The 17,770-nt window shown below is 72.8% G+C and carries 11 protein-coding genes; 4 read left to right on the top strand and 7 right to left on the bottom strand.

What is annotated here, in order from left to right; translation table 11 throughout:
• Positions 1-5: 5 nt before the first annotated feature.
• Entirely contained in the window at positions 6-1,688 is a 1,683-nt protein-coding gene (locus NR792_RS09945; RefSeq protein WP_375759821.1) for a protease pro-enzyme activation domain-containing protein, read from the bottom strand.
• Between the two features lie 94 nt (positions 1,689-1,782).
• Here NR792_RS09945 and NR792_RS09950 point away from each other — a divergent pair, with 94 nt between their 5' ends.
• From NR792_RS09950 to NR792_RS09965, 4 genes are read left to right on the top strand one after another with little or no spacing between them, the layout of a single operon-like run.
• Positions 1,783-3,987 carry a TOMM precursor leader peptide-binding protein gene (locus NR792_RS09950; protein ID WP_375759822.1) on the top strand — a complete coding sequence of 735 codons (2,205 nt, stop codon included), beginning with the start codon at positions 1,783-1,785 and terminating at the stop codon, positions 3,985-3,987.
• Positions 3,988-3,990: 3 nt separating this feature from the next.
• Positions 3,991-5,943, top strand: a complete 1,953-nt coding sequence (locus NR792_RS09955; RefSeq protein WP_375759823.1) for a radical SAM protein — start codon at positions 3,991-3,993, stop codon at positions 5,941-5,943.
• A 3-nt stretch (positions 5,944-5,946) separates the two neighbouring features.
• Positions 5,947-7,104, top strand: a complete 1,158-nt coding sequence (locus NR792_RS09960) for an amidohydrolase family protein (protein ID WP_375759824.1) — start codon at positions 5,947-5,949, stop codon at positions 7,102-7,104.
• 10 nt (positions 7,105-7,114) lie between these two features.
• Positions 7,115-8,518: a SagB family peptide dehydrogenase gene (locus NR792_RS09965; RefSeq protein ID WP_375759825.1), complete on the top strand. Its 1,404-nt coding sequence runs from the start codon at positions 7,115-7,117 to the stop codon at positions 8,516-8,518.
• A 26-nt stretch (positions 8,519-8,544) separates the two neighbouring features.
• Here the strand turns inward: NR792_RS09965 and NR792_RS09970 are convergent, their stop codons facing one another.
• The 6 genes from NR792_RS09970 to cysC all read right to left on the bottom strand — a co-directional run bounded on the left by NR792_RS09970 (position 8,545) and on the right by cysC (position 17,761).
• Positions 8,545-8,967, bottom strand: coding sequence for a BMA_0021/BMA_0022 family TOMM bacteriocin (locus tag NR792_RS09970; protein WP_375759826.1), 423 nt, complete (start codon positions 8,965-8,967; stop codon positions 8,545-8,547).
• A complete protein-coding gene (locus tag NR792_RS09975) occupies positions 8,964-13,073 on the bottom strand; it encodes a TOMM system kinase/cyclase fusion protein (protein ID WP_375759827.1) in 4,110 nt (1,369 codons plus the stop codon). The genes NR792_RS09970 and NR792_RS09975 overlap by 4 nt, the downstream gene beginning before the upstream one ends.
• Entirely contained in the window at positions 13,070-14,857 is a 1,788-nt protein-coding gene (locus tag NR792_RS09980; protein ID WP_375759828.1) for an ATP-binding protein, read from the bottom strand. Before NR792_RS09980 ends, NR792_RS09975 begins: the two co-directional genes overlap by 4 nt.
• 73 nt (positions 14,858-14,930) lie before the next feature.
• Entirely contained in the window at positions 14,931-16,028 is a 1,098-nt protein-coding gene (locus NR792_RS09985; RefSeq protein WP_375759829.1) for an alpha-hydroxy acid oxidase, read from the bottom strand.
• Positions 16,025-17,095 carry a 4-hydroxyphenylpyruvate dioxygenase gene (gene hppD, locus NR792_RS09990; protein WP_375759830.1) on the bottom strand — a complete coding sequence of 357 codons (1,071 nt, stop codon included), beginning with the start codon at positions 17,093-17,095 and terminating at the stop codon, positions 16,025-16,027. The genes NR792_RS09985 and hppD overlap by 4 nt, the downstream gene beginning before the upstream one ends.
• A 105-nt stretch (positions 17,096-17,200) precedes the next feature.
• Complete coding sequence (cysC, locus tag NR792_RS09995) at positions 17,201-17,761, bottom strand: adenylyl-sulfate kinase (protein WP_375759831.1); 561 nt, start codon at positions 17,759-17,761, stop codon at positions 17,201-17,203.
• Between the last annotated feature and the right edge of the window lie 9 nt (positions 17,762-17,770).

Consider the following 17,770-nt stretch of genomic DNA (forward strand, 5'->3'; position numbering starts at 1 on the left):
GGGCTTCAGTGCTTGCGGCGCTGGAGCTTGCGCAGGCCCGCGAGCAGCGCTTCTCCATCCGGAGTGCCCAGGCCGGTGCACGCGTTCCAGAGCGTCTCCTGACTGGCGAAGTAAGCGCCGTTGCCGCCCTGGGTGATGCGGCGGACGACGGGCGCGCCCTCGCTGACGAGCGCATACAGCCGGGGGTGGAGGAAGCCCACGCGCTCCCCCAGCGCCTCGTTGAGGCGGACGATGAGCGCGGCCCACATGGGCGCGGCGGCGCTCGTGCCCGCGGCGACGCCCTGCTGGCCCTTGAAGACGATTTGATAGCCGGTGTGCAGGTCCGCGTTCGCCGCGACGTCCGGCACGCCCCGGCCGGTGCCGCGGGAGACGTCGAAGACGCCGTTCTTCCACGAAGACTTCACGAGGTCCGGCACGCCCATGCCGCGCTGGTACAGCGGCAGCGCGTTCATGGTGCTGACGCCGCCGCTGCTCGCGCCCGCCGCCGTGGAGGTGCTGCCCAGCGCGCCCATGGACATCGCCTCCCCCAGCCGGTTCCACACGCGCTCGTGGTGGAGGACGTCCCCCAGCGCCTCCAGCGTCGTGCCGCCGCAGCCCAGCACCAGCGCGCTGGCGGCGGGGTAGCTCGTCGCGGCCAGGGTGATGGCCCCGGTGGGCGAGTGGCCGTTCACGGGCACCTGCGAGCCCAGGTCGCCGGACGCGGCGCACACGGTGATGCCCAGCAGCGCCGCCTCGATGAAGAGGCGCTCGAAGGCCACCTCCTCGCCCTGCTGGATGAGCGACCCTTCGTAGAAGGACCAGCTGGTGGTCAGCACCGACGGCAGGTTCTCCCGATCGCTGATGGCCTCCGCCAGGACGCGGTGGTAGTCGCGCAGCGAGTAGTCCTTCGAGGCCGCGTTGTAGACGACGACGCGCGCCCCCGGACACACGGAGGCCACCAGCTCCACGTCCATGGTGACCTCCGCGTTGGAGGCGGTGTTGAGACGCCCCGCCTTGTTCGGCCCCACGTTCACCACCGGCGCCGTGCGCTCCACGCCCACCGACTTCAGGTATTGGGCCAGGTCCGCCGGCTTGTAGCCGCCCGCGAGCTCGATGATGCCCACGCACTGGCCCTCGCCCTGGTTGCGGGGGTAGCGGTAGAGGTTCGCCACCTGGGGCGCCGTGTACGAGCGCACCCCGGCCTGCTTCGCCAGCTCCCGGGGCACGGGCAGCGCCGCGGAGTTGTGGGTGACGAGCGGCCGGGTGTCCAGCCCGAGCACCCACTCCGCCACGCCCCGCAGCGCGCGCGGCAGGGCCACCGGCTTCGTGTGGGTCAGGTAGGACGTGGGCCCGTGGTGGTAGCGCCGCAGGTCCACGCCGAAGGCCTTGCGCATCGCCGCGGTGGAGCCCTGGAGGACCACGTAGCCCCGGGCGCGGTGCTCGGACACGACGCGCAGCGCGTGCTGCTTCGCGAAGGCGCGGACGGTCTTCAGGTGCTTGGGATCCGTGCCGTACTTCGCCTCGAACTCGTCGTGGGTGAGCGGGCGGCGCGGGGGCTGCGCGCACAGCTGCGCCACCGTGGGCAGCGGCGAGCCGTGGCGCAAGAGCAGGGTCACCTCCACGGTGCCGGTGGCGGCGCGGCGCCGGAGGGGAGGATGCACGGACTCCGGGGACACACGCGCGCTCTGCGCCAGGGGGATGCGGGCCATGCGCGGCGTTCTACCACGCGGAGTCCAGGCTCCCGGTAGGCGGGCCCCGTCATAGGCACGGGCGCGGGCCCCGGTTAGGCTCGCCCGCCTGCCCATGGACCGAGTCCTCCGCATCAAGCCCCACCTGCGCGCCGAGGTGCTCGACGCGCGGCGCGTGTTCCTCGTCGGGGAGCGCGCCCAGTTCCTGCTGGAGGGCGAGCTGCACGCGAGCATCGTGCCCCTGCTGGATGGCCAGCGCACCGTGGCGGACGTCATCGCCGCGCTGGCGGGACGGGCCTCCGCGCCGGAGGTGCTCTACGCGCTGTCGCTGCTGGAGGAGCGCGGGCACGTGGAGGAAGCGCATGACGTCTTCGACGCCAGCGTCGCCGGCTTCTGGGAGTCGCTGGGCGTGGACGCGGCGGTCGCGGCGGGGCGGCTGCTGGACATGTCCGTCGCGGTGCGCGCCGTGGACGGCGAGGACGGAGAGCGGCTGGCGGAGGCGCTGCGCGACACCGGCCTGGACGTGCGCGACGACTCCGACCGCCACGTGCTGCTGGTGGACGACTACCTGTCGCGGGAAGCGCTCGCGCTGGCCCGTGAAGCCCGGAGCGCGGGCGCCGCGTTCCTCCCGCTGAAGGTGTCCGGCACCGCGTGCCATGCGGGCCCGGTGGTGGGCACCGGCGAGCGCGCCTGCTGGACGTGCCTCACGGCGCGGCTGTTGGACAACCGCCCCATCGAGAAGTACCTCGCGCGCAAGGGCACCTCCCCGCGAGCCACGCGTCCGCCGCGCACCGGCCTGCCCACCACCGCGCAGGCGGGGCTGTCCTTCGCCGCGACGCTCGTGGCCCGCTGGGTGGTGGACGGGCCTGGCGGCGCGGGACAGGCGCGGCTGTGGACGCTGGACTTCGCCACCTGGAAGCTGGAGTCGCACGCGGTGGCGCGGCGGTCGCAGTGCCCGGATTGCGGCGACCCCCACTGGATGGAGGCACGCGCGAAGGCGCCGCTGGAGCTGGCCTCGCGCCCCAAGCGCTTCACCGGCGACGGCGGCCACCGCATCCTCACGCCCGAGGAGACCTGGGAGCGCCACCGCCACCTCATCAGCCCGGTGACGGGCGTGGTGAGCGACCTGCGCGCGGTGCCGGGAGACGCGCCGCTGGGCCACATCCACTCCGCCGTCTTCCGCGTGTGCCCGTGGACGGACGCGCCGGCCTCCGACGACTTCCACCGCGTGGCCAGCGGCAAGGGCCGCACGGAGGCCCAGTCCCGCGCGGGGGCGCTGTGCGAAGCGCTGGAGCGCTACAGCGCGGTGTTCCAGGGCGACGAGCCCCGCGTCCACGCCACGGCGTCCCAGTTGGGCGCGAAGGCCGTGCCCCCGGACGCGCTCCAGCACTTCAGCGCCGCGCAGTTCCAGGCCCGGTCCGCCGAGCCCGGAGGCTCGGCCCGCCGCGACATGCGCACCGCGGTGCCCCTGCCCTACGCGGATCAACCCATGGACTGGAGCCCCGCGTGGTCGCTCACGCACGGGGTCCACAAGTACGTGCCCACGTCGTTCGCGTACCTCTTCACGCCCACGCCCTCCCCCGGCGGCGGGCCGTTCTGCTTCTTCAACTCCAACGGCAACGCGGCGGGCAACTGCGTGGAGGAGGCCATCCTCCAGGGCTTCCTGGAGCTGGTGGAGCGCGATGCGGTGGCGCTCTGGTGGTACAACCGCCTGCGCCGTCCGCGCCTGGACCTGCGCTCCTTCGAGGAGCCGTGGTTCGCGTCCGTGGAGGCGCACTACCAGTCGCTCGGCGTCCAGCTGTCGGTGTTGGACCTCACGCACGACCTGGGCATCCCGGTGTTCGTCGCGCTCGCGTGGTCCCCCGAGCGCGGGCGGGCATGGGCTGGGTGCGGCTGCCACTTCGACGCGAAGCTCGCCGTGCAGCGCGCGCTCACGGAGGTGGCCCAGTGCTACGACCCGGAGGACACGTCCCCGTCTCCCTGGGACGCCAGCGCGCACGACGACGTCCGCTGGCTCTTCCCGGACGACTCCGTCCCCGCTCGCGTCCGCGCCGACTTCCCGCGCGTGTGGCATGACGACCTGCGGGACGACGTGCGCGAGTGCGTGGCCCGGGCCGCGAGCGTGGGGATGGAGACGCTGGTGGTGGAGCAATCACGGCCGGACGTGGGCGTATCCGCCGTGAAGGTCATCGTCCCGGGGCTGCGGCACTTCTGGCCCCGGCTGGGCCCCGGCCGGCTGTATGACGTCCCGGTGCGGATGGGGTGGCTGAAGGCCCCGAGGACCGAAGCGCAGCTCAACCCCGTGCCCTTCTACTTCTGAGCGATGGCGTCCGTCCTTCCCCCCAAGCCGCGCATCCTCCTGGTCCAGTGCGGACCCGACCGGCGCCACGTGGACCGGGAGACGGAGGACTTCGACCCGGAGCGCGGGCTGGTGAAGCGCGCGACGATGACGCCGCTGGCCTGCGCGACGCTCGCGGCGCTCACGCCGGACACCTTCAGCGTGGACATCTGGGACGAGGAGCTGCACGGGCAGCTGCGCGCGGACACGGAGCTGGGGGACTACGAGCTCGTCGGCGTGTCGGTGATGTACTCCGCCCTCACCTACCAGGCGCGCTTCCTGGGCGGCCTCTTCCGCGACCGGGGCGCCACGGTGGTCGCGGGCGGCCCCGCCGTCTCCGCCGCGCCGGAGGACTACCGCGGCTTCTTCGACGCCGTCTTCGTCAATGAAGCCGAGCGCACCTGGCCGCGCTTCCTCGCGGACTGGCTCGGCGGCGAGTACGCCCCTGAGTACCGGCAGCTGGACAAGCCGTCGCTGAGCGAGAGCCCCCTGCCGCGCTGGGACGCGGTCGCGGCGGACCTCCCGCGCTATGCGTGGGGCTCCGTGCAGACCACGCGCGGCTGTCCGTTCGACTGCTCCTTCTGCGACGTTATCTACCTGTACGGCCGCAAGCAGCGGCACAAGCCGGTGGAGCGCGTGCTGGACGAGGTGCGCGCCCACGCGGCACTGGGGGCGGAAGGTGTCTTCTTCGCGGACGACGAGTTCATTGGAGACGCGGCCTACGCGAAGGAGGTGCTCGCGGGGTTGGTGCCCTTGAACCGCGCCCTGCCCCGCCCGCTGCGCTTCTTCACCCAGGTGACGATGAACCTGAGCCGCGACCCCGGGCTGCTGGAGGGCATGGCGGACGCGAACTTCTACACCGTCGTCCTGGGCATCGAGTCCTTCGACGCGGGCGCGCTCAAGGAAGCGCAGAAGCACCAGAACGTGCGCGCGGACCTCGTGGGCGACCTCTTGCGCATCCAGGCGCACGGCATCGGCCCCCGGGGCAGCTTCATCGTCGGGTTCGACCACGACACGCCCGCGGTCTTCGACTCGCTGCACGCGAACATCCAGCGCACGCACCTGCCCTGGGTGGTGGTGGCGCCCCTCCAGGCCCCGCGAGGCACGAAGCTCTGGACGCGGCTGCGCGCGGAAGGACGGCTCGCCACGCCGAGGAAGGCGAACTCCCGGGACCGGGGCGCCATCGTGCTCAACGTGATGCCCCTGGGCATGACGCGGCCCCAGCTGCTCGAGGGCTTCCGCGACCTGGTGGAGCGGCTGTCCACCTGGGACGCCGCCTGCGAGCGCATCCGGGGCTTCATCGCCGGCATCCAGCGCCCGCCCCAGGTGAAGGAGCCCGGGTGGCCGGAGGCCGTCACCGACCGCTTCCTGCGCGAGGCCACCGCCGCCTGGGCCCTGACGCCGGCGGAGCGCGGGGCCCTGGGGGACACGCTGGCGGAGGTGCGCCGCACCGCCCCGGCCATGCTGCCGCGCGCGGTGTTCTTCCTCGCGCGCAACCAGAACGAGCGCCGCCGGCACGAGCGCCTCTTCACGGACTTCGACGCGGTGCTGGCCGCCGAGCGCCAGGGCGACCTCGTCCCGGACACGCAGCCCGTCTACGTCCCGGCCACCTTCGCCACCGCGATGCGCGACGTGTTCCCGGACCTCTTCGTGCGCCTGAGCCGCGACCTGCCTGACCGCCGCGACGTGCCGGAGGCCTCGCGCGACGTGCTGGTGGACTTCGTCGCCCGCTGGGGCGAGGGCTTCCAGGCGCTCCAGCCGCAGCACCACGAGTTCCTGCGCGAGCTGTGCGACCGCGCGGTGGAGGCCCGGGGCGGACGCGCGGGCACGCTGGAGGACGCGGAGGAGCAGGCCCTGCGCGCCCAGGCCCGCCGCACCGGCCTGCTGGAAGCGCTGCTCAAGGACGTGCGCGACGAGCTCGCGAGCTGGGGACCCTGACGCATGCGCGACGGCCTTCACATCTTCGACGCGGACCGGCACGTCCTGGAGCCGCTGAGCCTCTGGGCGGAGCAGCTGGAGCCCGGCCTGCGCCGCCACGCGCCCCGGCCGGGACGCCTGCCGGACGAAACCCTGGAACAGCGCCTGGAGCGGCTGGGCCCCCAGGGCCTGCTGCCCGTGCAGCCCCTGCCGGAGGTGGACGGCAAGCCGCTGTGGAACCACATGCCGGAGAGGGCCTGGGTGGAGTTCTCCGCCCGCGCCTACGCGCAGCTGGGCCGCAACGAGCTCTTGCAGCGGCCGGACGTGTACCTGGCCCAGATGGACCGCGACGGCGTGGACATGGCGGCCCTCTTCCCCACCTACGCGCTGCTGCTGGAGGGCTTCTCCCCCCTGAAGCCCCAGGTGGCCACCGCGTTCGCGTCCGTCTACAACACCTGGCTGCATGGCTTCTGCGCGCACCAGCCGGAGCGTCTGCGGGGCGTGGGGCTCATCAGCCGCCACGAGCCGGAGGCCATGGTGGCGGAAGTCCGCCGCGTCGCGGGCTTCGGCTGGCGCGCCGTCATGGTGCGCCCCAACCCCATCGGCGGCCGGCTCCTGTCGGACGCCGCCTACGCGCCCTTCTGGGCGGAGTGCGAAAAGCTCTCACTCGCGGTGGTGCTGCACGGCAGCGGGCACGTCTACGTGCCGTCCGCGGGCGCGGACCGCTTCGACACCCGCTTCGCCAACCACGTCTGCGCCCACCCCATGGAGCTGATGATGGGACTGCTGGCGCTCCTCCAGGGGGGCGTGCTGGAGCGGCACCCGGGCCTGCGCCTTGGCGCGATGGAGGCCGGCTGCGGCTGGTTGCCGTACTGGGCGTGGCGGCTGGACGAGGAATATCGCGCTGTGGGTGCAGAGGTCTCCGCCACCATCCGACAGCTCCCTTCCTCCTACCTGCGCCGGCACTGCTTCGTTTCCCTGGAGCCGGATGAGCCGTACCTGTCTGACGTGGTGCGACACCTCCCGGAGGACCGCCTGGTTTTCGGAACCGACTTCCCCCACCTGGACCACGGCGAGGATGTGCTGGGGTCGCTGCTGTCCTTGCGTGACGTGATGACCGAAAGTCGTCTACGAAAGGTTCTCTGGGAAAACCCGACTCAGTTCTACGGTGTGGAGCCGTGAGGCCGCACGAATGAGATTGTCGCTCGCCGAAGGTGTGGCGCTGCGTTGCCCCGACGCGGAGGACGCGCGCGTGGAGGGCCCTGGCCGCTCGCTGCGGTTGGGCCCGATGGCCCCCGGTGTGCGCGCCGTGTTCGAGTCGCTCGCGGACGGAGGCATCCACGAGGTGGAGGTGCCGGCCGCCGCGGGCTCGGACACGACGCTCGCGTGGTACTGGCTGGACCTGGCGGGCGACGGCGGCCTGCTGTCGTGGACGGTGGAGGAGCGGGGCAACCTGCTGCTGACGCTCACGCCGGCCTCCGCGTCCTTCCTGCGCCACCGCGCCACGTTCGACGCGACGCAGCCGCTGCAGCTGTCGCGCTTCGCGCACACGCGCATGGCGGAGGGCCGCGCGGTGCTGGACTGCCCCACGGTGCACGCCACCGCGGCGCTGCACGACCGGCGCGTGGTGTCGCTGCTCTTCGACATGGCCCGCCCCACGCTGCTGGCGCGGCTCAACCAGTTCAACACCGGCATCGAGTCCTTCACGCTGCGCGAGCTGGTGCGCCTGTTGGCGGAGACGGGCATCCTGGTCCCCAACGGGCTGGACGTGCCGGCGTCGGAGGAGACGCAGACGGCGCTGAAGCAGTGGGAGCCGCACGACCTGCTCTTCCACCTGCGCTCGCGGGGCTGGGGCCACCAGACGCGCGCGGGCGCCACCTACCGCTTCCGGGGCGAGCTGCCCAACCCGCCCGCCCTCAAGCCGTCGGTCATCCAGGAGGCGGTGGACCTCTACCGGCCGGACCTGGAGGCGCTGCGCGCCGGTGGCGACCGCACCTTCACGGAGGTGCTGGAGGCCCGCCGCAGCCTGCGCGGCCGGGGCGCGGCCCCGCTCACCGTGCAGCAGCTGGGCGAGCTGCTCTACCGCGCCGCGCGCGTGCGCGACGTGCGCACCACGCAGGACGGGGACATCACCGACCGGCCCTACCCCGGCGCGGGCGCGGTGTACGCACTGGAGCTGTACCCGATGGTGGGCGAGTGCCAGGGGCTGGCCCCGGGCGCGTACCACTACGACCCGCTGGGCCACCGGCTGGAGAAGCTGAGCGGCCCCACGCCGGAGTTCCACGCGCTGCTGGACGAGGCCCGCGCGCCGGTGGAGCCCTACGAGCGGCCCGAGGTGCTGATGGTGGTGGCCGCGCGCGTGCCCCGGCTCGCGTGGAAGTACGAGACGCTGGCGTACTCGCTGGTGCTGCAGGACACCGGAGCGCTGGTGCAGACGCTCTACCTGGTGTCCACCGCGCTGGGGCTGCGGCCCTACGCGCTGGGCCGGAGCGACCCGGACTTCTTCCAGCGCGTGGCGGGCGTGGACGGCTTCGGCGAGGCCTCCGTGGGCGCCTTCGCGGTGTCGGGGGGCGATCCTCCGGAATCAGCCCCCTGAGCCCGGCTTGAAGCCGCGCGGCGGCTTCAGCAGCAGGGGCTGCCGCAGCAGTGCGAACGGCCGTAGGTGTCGGTGAGGCTGGAGAGGGCCACGGCGTGGTCGGCCACGTCGGCCGGCTTCTTCGGCAGGTGCAGCTCCACCTCCGCGCTGTTCACCTTCCAGGTGCTGTCCGCCGCCGCGTCCTTCGCGGTGGAGGGGACGACCTTCAGCTGGATGCTGGCCGGCAGGTCGAAGTCGAAGCGCTTCTTGAGGGCCTGGCGCGGGTCCTTCTGCAGCGCCGCCTCGAACTCGGGCTCCTTCCACGCCAGCGCGACGGCGCGCATCCACACGGCCTGCCAGTCATTCACCGTGGCGGCCTGGCCCCCGGCGCTCCGCGTGGGCTTGCGCGCCACCGGGCGGGCCCGTGCGGGCGCGGGCGCGGCCTTCGACTCCGGCTTCTTCTTGCTCATGTCAGCGTTCTCCCTCCCAGCGCATCCAACAACGCGCGGGCCTCCGAGACGGGCGGCGTTCCCCATCCTTCGGAGAAGGTACTGTAGACCGTTTGCAGCCGTTGCCGGGCTTCTTCCTGACGTCCCGAGGCCTGGAGCACCCGCGCCAGCGCCGTGACGGCCTGCAGCTCACGCATCCGCGCCCCCTGGGCGTGTGCGACGTCCGCCGCCTGCCGGAAGCAGGCCTCCGCGGCGGGGGCGGTATTTCCGTCCCGTTGCAGTAGCACCTGCCCCTTGACGCGCAGCAGCTTGGACTCGTGGTACGCCTCGCCCAGGACCTGGGCGCGCTGCCGGCCGTGCTCCACGGTGGCGAGCGCCGCCTCCCCATGGCCCAGCTCCAGCTCCAGCTCCGCGAGCATGGCGTAGTAGGCCGGCTGGTCCATCTCCGTGCCGAACGCCTCGCGCATCGCCACGCTCCGGCGCATCGCCTCCAGGTCCTTCGCGGCCCACCCGCGCAGGATGCCCACGTACGCGGACTGCTCCAGCAGGCCGTAGCGGTGGGACAGCTCCGCGTGCTGGGAGATGAGCTGGAGCGCCTCCGCGCGGTCGCCGTGCTCCTGCGCCATCAGCAGCAGGTAGATGAAGGACAGGCCGATGCTGGTGCCGTGGTTCAGCTCGCGGCCCCACGCTACCGCGGCCTCGCCGTGCGCCTTCGCCTGGTCCGGGAAGCCCAGCAGCCACAGCCCCCGGCACAGCACGGACTCGCCGCCCACGCGCGTGTCCTGGCCGTAGAGGATGCGGTGGATCCGGTGCGCCTCCGGGTCGAACAGCGCCAGGCAGCGGTCCGCCTTCGCCTTCGCCTCGCCCAGCCGGCCCTCCAGGAGCTCGATGTTGGAGAGGATGGTGAGCGCCACCGCCTCCTGCCCCGCGTCCCCGGTGCGCTGCGCCAGCGCCACCAGCCTGTCGAGCAGCCCGCGCACCCGGCGCTGGTCACCTCCCAGGTGGTAGAAGATGGAGAGGACCCACAGCGTCGGGGCCGCGTAGGGGCTCTCACCCACCGTGAAGAGCAGCTCCAGCGAGCGCTCCGCCACGTCGCGCAGGTCCTGCGAGCGCCAGCCCTGCGTGGACATCAGCGCCGGCGCGAGCACGCCGTTGAGGCTCAGCTCCAGCTGCGCGCGCTCCACCGGGTCGTCGATGGCGTCCAGCCACGACAGGCCCAGCCGGGCGAAGAGGATGGCCTCCAGGTAGGCGGAGCGCACCAGCGCGGCGAACGCGGCCTTCTGCGCGTAGACGATGGCCTTGCGCTTCAGGTTCGCGGCGGCCCAGTGGTGCGCGAGCAGGTCCGGCCGGGACTCCACCTGCTCCGGGAAGTGCGCCTCCAGCGCCTCCGCCGTCTTCGCGTGCACCTGCTGCCGGTACCGCTTGAGCATGGAGTCGTAGGCCGCGTCCCGCACCAGCGCGTGCTTGAAGAGGTACATGGGCCCCTTCGGCCGGCGCTTGCGGTGCAGCAGCCCGGAGCCCACCAGCCGCTCCAGGTCCGCCTCCAGCGCTTCCGGCGTCAGGGGGCTGACGTGGCGCAGCAGCTCATGCGTCAGCTCGCGCCCCAGCACGGAGGCGATCTGCGCCGTCTCCTTGCCTCGGCCCAGCCGGTCCAGGCGCGCGACGAGCAGGTCGCGCAGCGTGCCCGGCACCGCGGGGCCCGCCTTGCCCGCCTCCAGCGCGAAGCGGCCCTCGCGCTCCACCAGCGCGCCGGACTCGCGCAGCGTGCGCACCAGCTCCTCCACGAACAGCGGGATGCCGTCCGTGCGCGTGACAATCTCCTCCAGCGCCTCCGCGGACAGCGGACCTCCCGCGGCGGCGGTGGCCAGCCGCTCCACCTCCGCGCGAGCCAGGGCGCCCAGCTGCACCTGCGTCACCGACGACGAGGCCCAGGGCGGCTCGAACTCCGGCCGCGCGCTGAACACCGCGAGCAGCCGCGACGAGGACACCTCCTCCACCAGCGCCTTGAGCAGCTCCAGCGTGGAGGGGTCCGCCCAGTGCAGGTCCTCCATCGCCAGCACCACGGGCTGGCGCTCCGCCATCGCGGCGAGCAGCGACAGCAGCGCGTTGCGCGTGAGCTCCCGGTGCTTCAGGGGCGACACGTCCAGCGGCGCCCACCGCTCCGGAGGCAGCGGCAGGGACAGCAGCGACGCGAACAGCGGCAGCGTCTCCGGCAGGTCGAAGCTGTAGCCGGACAGCAGCGCCTCCAGGCCCGTCAGCCGGCCTTCGGGAGGCAGGTCGCGGTTCGGGTCCAGCATCCGCGTGAGCAGGTCCACCACGGGCATGTACGCCTGGCCCGAGCCGTCCTGCGTGCAGCGGGCCTCCAGCCACGTGTGGGGCTCCGCGCCCAGCCGGTCTCCCAGCTCGCGCGTGAGGCGCGACTTGCCGATGCCCGGCTCGCCTGAAATCAGCACCGCCTGCCCCTGCCCCGCGCGCACCTGCTCCCAGCGCGACAGCACCAGGTCCAGCTCCCGCGCGCGGCCCACCAGGGTCAGCGCGTCGTCGGCGCCGCTCCACGTCGCGTCCGCGCCCTGGAGCACGAACGTCTCCAGGCCCGGGGGCAGGAGCTCGTTCGGGGACGCGGGCACGCTCTCCAGCGGGAAGTGCTTGCGCACCAGTTGCTGCGTGTCGCCCGTGACGAGGATGGCGCCCGAAGGCGCGGAGGTGGACAGCCGGAAGGCCAGCTTCGGCGTGGTGCCCACCACGAAGCCCAGGCCGGAGAGCGTGGGGTCCCGCTGCTCGCGAGACACCACCAGGCCCGTGTGCAGGCCCACGCGGATCTCCACCCGCGTGCCGCGCTCGGCTTCAATCGCACGGCCGCGCCGCCGGACCTCCGCCACCATGTCCAGCGCTGCCTGTGCCGCGCGGCGCGCGTCGTCCTCCCGCGCCGCCGGATAGCCGAAGTAGAAGAGCACGATGTCGCCCAGCGCGCTGGCGATGTGGCCGTTGTAGCGCCGGGCAATCTCGATGCAGACCTCCTGCTGGGCGCCCAGCACGTGGTCCAGCTCCTCGATGTCCACCGGCCCCGGCGTCGTCTGCGTGGCGGACAGCGTGCAGCACACCACCGTGAGCTGGCGCCGCTCCCCTTCCGCCCAGCGGCGCGCGCGCGTGGACAGCGCGTTGGGCGTGCGGCTGGACAGCTCCACCGTCGCCGTCTCCGCGTTGGGGGCCGCGGGCTGGATGCGCACGGGCGAGGGCCGGCGCGGCAGGTTGGACACGTCCACCGCCTCCAGCTGGCGCAGCAGCACCTCCGCGGACACGGTGCGCTGGGACGGGTCCTTCGCGGTGACGCGCTGGAGCAGCTTGCCCAGCGGGTGCGCGGCGATGGCCGGGGGGATGGGCACCGGCTCCGTGGAGAGCTGCTGGAAGATGACCTCCGCGACGGTGGCGCCCTCGAAGACGCGCCGGCCGGTGAGGCACTCCAGGAACACCAGCCCCCACGCGTACAGGTCCGAGCGCGGCGTGGGCGCCTGCCCGCGAAGCTGCTCCGGCGCCGCGTACGACGGCGTGCCCAGCGACTCATTGGTGGACGTGATGCGCGGCTGGGCTTCAGCGCGCGTCAGCTCGTCCGTCACCGACCCGATGCCGAAGTCCAGCACCAGCGCGTTGCGCCGGGCGCCGGTGGGCACGACCATGATGTTCGCGGGCTTCAGGTCGCGGTGCACCACGTTCTGCGCGTGCGCGCACGCCAGCGCGTCCAGGAGCTGGAGCATCAGGTGGCGCGTCTCCACGGGGTCCAGCACGCCCTCCTCCGCGAGCACCTGCGCCAGGTTCTTCCCCGGCACGAACTCGAAGATGGAGTAGACGGCGCCGCCCTGCGCCCGGCCTGAATCGATGAGCCGCACGATGTTCGGGTGGTGCATCTGCGCGCACAGCTTCATCTCGCGCTCGAAGCGCGCGCTGCGGCGCTCCACGGACTCCGGCGTCGCGCCGTCCGTCAGCCGCAACAGCTTCACGGCCACGTTCTGGCCGGTGGTCACCTGGCGGGCCTTGTAGACGCGGCCGAAGCCGCCCTCGCCCAGCTCGGACAGGAGCTCGTACCGGCCCTCGAAGGCCTCCAGCAGCTGCGGGTCCATGAGGTTCTTCATCGTGCTCCCGAGCCTCGCTCCATTGATGACCGTCCCCCCCGCCTGGGCAGGGTGATGACGAACTCCGTGAACTCACCCGGCACCGTCTCCATGCGGAAGGTGCCCTGGTGGCCCTGCACGATGATGTCATGGCTGAGTGACAGCCCCAGCCCCGTCCCCTGCCCCGGCGGCTTCGTGGTGAAGAAGGGGTCGAAGATTCTCGCCGCACTCTCCACGGGGATGCCCGGCCCGTTGTCGCGCAGCCGGACCTCCACCTGCTCCTGACGCGCGAGGGTGCGAACCTTGAGCACCGGCACGTACGTGGCGCCCTGCGCCTGGCGCTTCTGACGCATGGCGTAGAGCGCGTTGTCCACGACGTTGATGATGACGCGGCCCACCTCCGCGCGGCTGAGCTCCAGCTGGCCCACGGCCGGGTCGTACTCGGACTCCAGGCGGACCGTCAGGGGCTCGCCGCGCATGCCGCCCTGCCCCAGCGCGACGCTCTCCGCCACCAGGGCGTTCAGCTCCACGGATTCACGTGGGCCGGGTGAGCGGCGCGCGTGCTGGAGCATGCCCTGGATGAGCGCGTCCGCGCGGCGCCCGTGCTCGTTGATCTTCTGGACGTTGGTGCGCAGGCACGCGAGCGCCTCGTCCACGTCGCGCACGGACTCCGGCGTCAGGCGTTCGCGCTGCGGCTCCATCACACTGGCCAGGTCCTCCGTGAGGCCCACGGACAGGCCGGCGAAGTTGCTGATGAAGTTGAGCGGGTTGCGCAGCTCGTGCGCCATGCCGCCCACCATGGCCGCGAGCGAGGCCAGCTTCGCGTCCATGATGAGCTGCATGCGCTGCACCGTCTCCTGCTCGATGCGGCGGTAGAGCCGGGCGTTCTCCAGCGCGAGCGCCGCCTGTCCCGCGAACGCGACGAGGAAGTCCAGGTCGTCCTCGGAGAAGCTCTTGGGCGTGGAGACGTTGTCCACGTACAGCACGCCCAGCACCTCGTCGCGGGGCTTGAGCGGCACGCACATGGAGGCGCGGATGGAGCTGAAGATGACGGACTCCGCGGCGCCCAGGCGCGGGTCGTTCACCGCGTCGGAGAAGAGGGCCGCCACGCTCCGGCGCAGCACGAAGTCCACGATGTTCTGGCTGTAGATGGGCCCGCGCACGGCCGTGCCCTCCGCCGTCTTCGTCACGCGCGGCTCCAGCTTCCCGGTGCCCTCGTCCACGAGCAGGATGACGCCCCGGTCCACGTGGAGGATCTGGAACGCCAGGTCCAGCACCTTGCCGGGCAGCGCCTCCAGGTCGTCCGTGACGGACAGCAGCTTCGCCACCTCCTGGAGGATGCGCATCCGCTCCCGGGCGCGAGTGGCCGCGCTGGCGGCCTCCGCCGCGGACCGCTCCGGGTCGGACACCGCCTGCACCAGCGTCTTCAGCGGCACACGCGTGAGCGCGCGCGTGAGCTGGGGACGGGGCTCGTCGGACGCACCGGACAACGCGCCGGCCTGCCCCGGGACCGTGGAAGGCGGGGGTTCGTGGGTGAGCAGGAACACGAGCTCGCCCAGGGTCAGCGTGTCGCCGGGGCGCAGCTCCTTGCGGCGGATCTGCACGCCGTTGACGAAGGTGCCGTTCTTGCTCTGCAGGTCGGTGACGAAGAAGCGCCCGTCGGCCGGCTCGATGCGGGCGTGCTGGCGGGACAGGCTGCGGTGGGGGATGCAGATGCCCTGGTCGTCCGCGCGGCCAATGGTGATGGGCGCGTCCCCCAGCGGGTAGGACAGCTCATCCGGCTGCCCTGGGTTGTAGACGAGCATCGGCACGGCCTTCAGACCCCCTCCAGGGTCGGAGCCTAGCCGAAAAGCCCGGGCGCGGACCGCCCCAGCCGACTCAGAAGGTCCTGCGCCGCAGCACCGACGCGTCCAGCGACGGGAGCGAGGGCCGGCCCGCGAGCGCCAGGGCCAGCAGCAGCTCCTCGCGCAACAGCGACAGCAGGTGGCCCACGCCCTCCTCGCCGCCCGCCGCCAGCCCCCAGTACACCGGGCGGCCCACCAGCACCGCCTTCGCGCCCAGCGCCAGGGCCTTGAGCACGTCCGTGCCCCGCCGGATGCCGCCGTCCATCAGCACCTCGCAGCGGCCCTTCGCCGTGGCCACCACCTCCGGCAGCGCCTCCAGGGGAGGGATGGCGCCGTCCAGCTGCCGGCCGCCGTGATTGGACACGATGACGCCGTCCACGCCCGCCGCCACCGCGCGCGCCGTGTCCTCCGCCGTCAGCACGCCCTTGAGGAGCACCGGCAGCCTGGACACCGAGCGCACCCACTCCACCGCCTCCCACGTGAGCGAGGGGTCGAAGTCCCGCGACGCATGCGACGCGATGCCGGACTCACCGGAGGCGCGGGCCGCTAGCGCGGCGGTCACGCCCGCGTCGAAGTTGGCCGCGCGCACGTGGGCGGGCAGCCCGAAGCCGCTGCGCAGGTCCCGCATCCGGCGGCCCAGCCGGGGCGTGTCCACCGTGAGCACCAGCGCCTTGTAGCCCGCGGCCTCCGCGCGGCGGATGAGCGCCGTCGTCACCGCGCGCTCGCGGAAGCAGTACACCTGGAACCAGAGCGGCCCCGTCGCGGCGGCGGCCACGTCCTCCAGCGTGCGGCTGGCCATGGTGCTCACCACCATCAGCCCGCCCAGCGCCCCGGCCGCCCTCGCGGTGGCCACCTCTCCGTCCGGATGCGCCAGGGCCTGGTACGCCATGGGCGCGACGCCCAGCGGGTGCGCCAGCCGCGTGCCCAGCAGCTCCACGGAGGTGTCGCAGCGGGCCACGTCCACCAGCACGCTGGGGCGCAGCCACCACGCGTCGAAGGCCCGCCGGCTGTCGCGCAGGGAGCACTCGTCGTCGCTGCCGCCGAACACGTAGTCGAAGACGTCCGCGGGCAGCCGCGCGCGGGCCTGGTGTTCGTACTCGTCCAGGCAGAGGGGGCGCGCGGTGGGGCTCACGCCTGCGCCCGGGCGTAGTCGCGCTCCACCGCCTCGAAGAGGGCGCGGATGTTGGCGCCGCCGAAGCCCCGGGCCTCCTGGCGCTGGATGACCTCGAAGAACAGCGTCTGCTTCGGGTGCTCCGAGCGCGTGAACGTCTGCAGCAGCGTGCCCCACGCGTCGCGGTCCACCAGGATGCCCAGCTCGCGCAGGGGCGCCAGGTCGAAGTCCAGCGCGCCCAGCCGCGCCTCCAGCCGCTCGTAGTACGGGGCTGGAATCTCCAGGAACCGCGTGTGCCGCCGCAGCTCGCGCACCGCCTCCACGATGTCCGGCGTGAGGAGCGCGATGTGCTGCACGCCCGGGCCGCCGTTGCGGCGCAGGAACTCGCCAATCTGCCCGGGGTTCTCCTCGGACAGCGGCTCCTGGAGCGGCAGGGTGATGCGCGTGGACGGGCTCTGCACCACCTTGGAGTTCATCCCGCTCTGGTGCGTGTGGACGATCTCCTCGTGGGACTGATGGAAGCCGAAGACGTGCTGGTAGAAGCGCACCGTCGCGTCCAGCGTGCCCGGCTCCAGGCAGATGGCCAGGTGGTCCAACCCGGAGAACGGCGCCGGCGCCGGCGGCTCCACGGCCTCGCACGGCACCAGGCCCGGCGGCAGGAACGCGCCCACCGCCGCGTCGGACTGGAGGAACGAGTGCACCAGGTCCCCCACCGTCGCCACCGTGGCCTGGAGCAGGCCCTTGCCCTCCCCGTCCACGCCCTTCACCGGCTCGCGCAGGGGCCGGGCCCCGCGCCAGGTGACGTGGCCGAAGGCGCCCACCGCGTCCTTCGTGCGCAGCGCGATGTCCCGCACGCCGTCGCCGTGCCGCTCCACGAACACGGAGGCCCCGTCATCCGGGGTCAGCCCCTGCGTGAGCAGCAGCCGCAGCGTGCCCTGCTGCAACAACACGGAGCGCCGGCCCTCGAGCCCCGTCTCCGGGCCCCCTTCCGCGACGCGGCGGAAGCCCATGCGACCCGAGTAGAAGCCGGATGCACTCGCGACGTCGGCGACGCACAGCTCGATGTACTCGATGTCATCGAAATACATGGATTCGGCCCATTCCCGGGGAGTCGAGGTTGCGGGAGGATAGAGGATCCAGGAGGGCGGCGCGCCCTCCTTCTTTCCCGCTGGGCCTCTTCCCTGAGGGGCGGCCTAGGCGGCGCTCGCCGCGGGAGCCAGGAGCCCCCGGTCCCTCAGCGTGTCGAGGATGCGCTCCAGCCCCGCATCCACCGTCTCCGCGTCGGAGCGGACGGTGATTTCAGGGGACTCGGGCGGCTCGTACGGGTCCGACACGCCGGTGAAGTGGGGAATCTCCCCGGCCAGGGCCTTCTTGTAGAGCCCCTTCACGTCACGGGCGATGAGCGCGTCCAGGCTGGCCTGGACGTAGACCTCCAGGAACGGGATGCCGGCCTGGGTGGCCAGGGCGCGCACCTCGTCCCGGGAGCTCTTGTACGGCGAGATGGCCGCGGTGATGACGCCCACCTCGTGCTTCGCCAGCACGCGCGCCACGTAGCCGATGCGCCGGACGTTCTCCTCGCGGTCCGCGCGGCTGAAGCCCAGGCCTCGGGACAGGTACGTGCGCACCTCGTCCCCGTCGAGCAGCTCCACGCGCTGCACGGGCGACAGCTGCCGCGCCACGGCCGCGGACAGCGTGCTCTTGCCCGCGCCGGACATGCCGGTGAACCAGAGGATGAAGCCCGGACGCTGTTGCATCGCCATTCC

The organism is Corallococcus exercitus, assembly GCF_042231735.1.
Lineage (GTDB): Bacteria > Myxococcota > Myxococcia > Myxococcales > Myxococcaceae > Corallococcus > Corallococcus exercitus_B.

Excerpts from the sequence above, each read along its gene's own strand:
- NR792_RS09980 (WP_375759828.1), bottom strand. The coding sequence starts at position 14,857 with ATGCTCGTCTACAACCCAGGGCAGCCGGATGAGCTGTCCTACCCGCTG.
- NR792_RS09970 (WP_375759826.1), bottom strand. The coding sequence starts at position 8,967 with ATGAGCAAGAAGAAGCCGGAGTCGAAGGCCGCGCCCGCGCCCGCACGG.
- cysC (WP_375759831.1), bottom strand. The coding sequence starts at position 17,761 with ATGCAACAGCGTCCGGGCTTCATCCTCTGGTTCACCGGCATGTCCGGC.
- NR792_RS09965 (WP_375759825.1), top strand. The coding sequence starts at position 7,115 with ATGAGATTGTCGCTCGCCGAAGGTGTGGCGCTGCGTTGCCCCGACGCG.
- NR792_RS09945 (WP_375759821.1), bottom strand. The coding sequence starts at position 1,688 with ATGGCCCGCATCCCCCTGGCGCAGAGCGCGCGTGTGTCCCCGGAGTCC.
- NR792_RS09955 (WP_375759823.1), top strand. The coding sequence starts at position 3,991 with ATGGCGTCCGTCCTTCCCCCCAAGCCGCGCATCCTCCTGGTCCAGTGC.
- NR792_RS09975 (WP_375759827.1), bottom strand. The coding sequence starts at position 13,073 with ATGAAGAACCTCATGGACCCGCAGCTGCTGGAGGCCTTCGAGGGCCGG.
- NR792_RS09950 (WP_375759822.1), top strand. The coding sequence starts at position 1,783 with ATGGACCGAGTCCTCCGCATCAAGCCCCACCTGCGCGCCGAGGTGCTC.
- NR792_RS09960 (WP_375759824.1), top strand. The coding sequence starts at position 5,947 with ATGCGCGACGGCCTTCACATCTTCGACGCGGACCGGCACGTCCTGGAG.
- hppD (WP_375759830.1), bottom strand. The coding sequence starts at position 17,095 with ATGTATTTCGATGACATCGAGTACATCGAGCTGTGCGTCGCCGACGTC.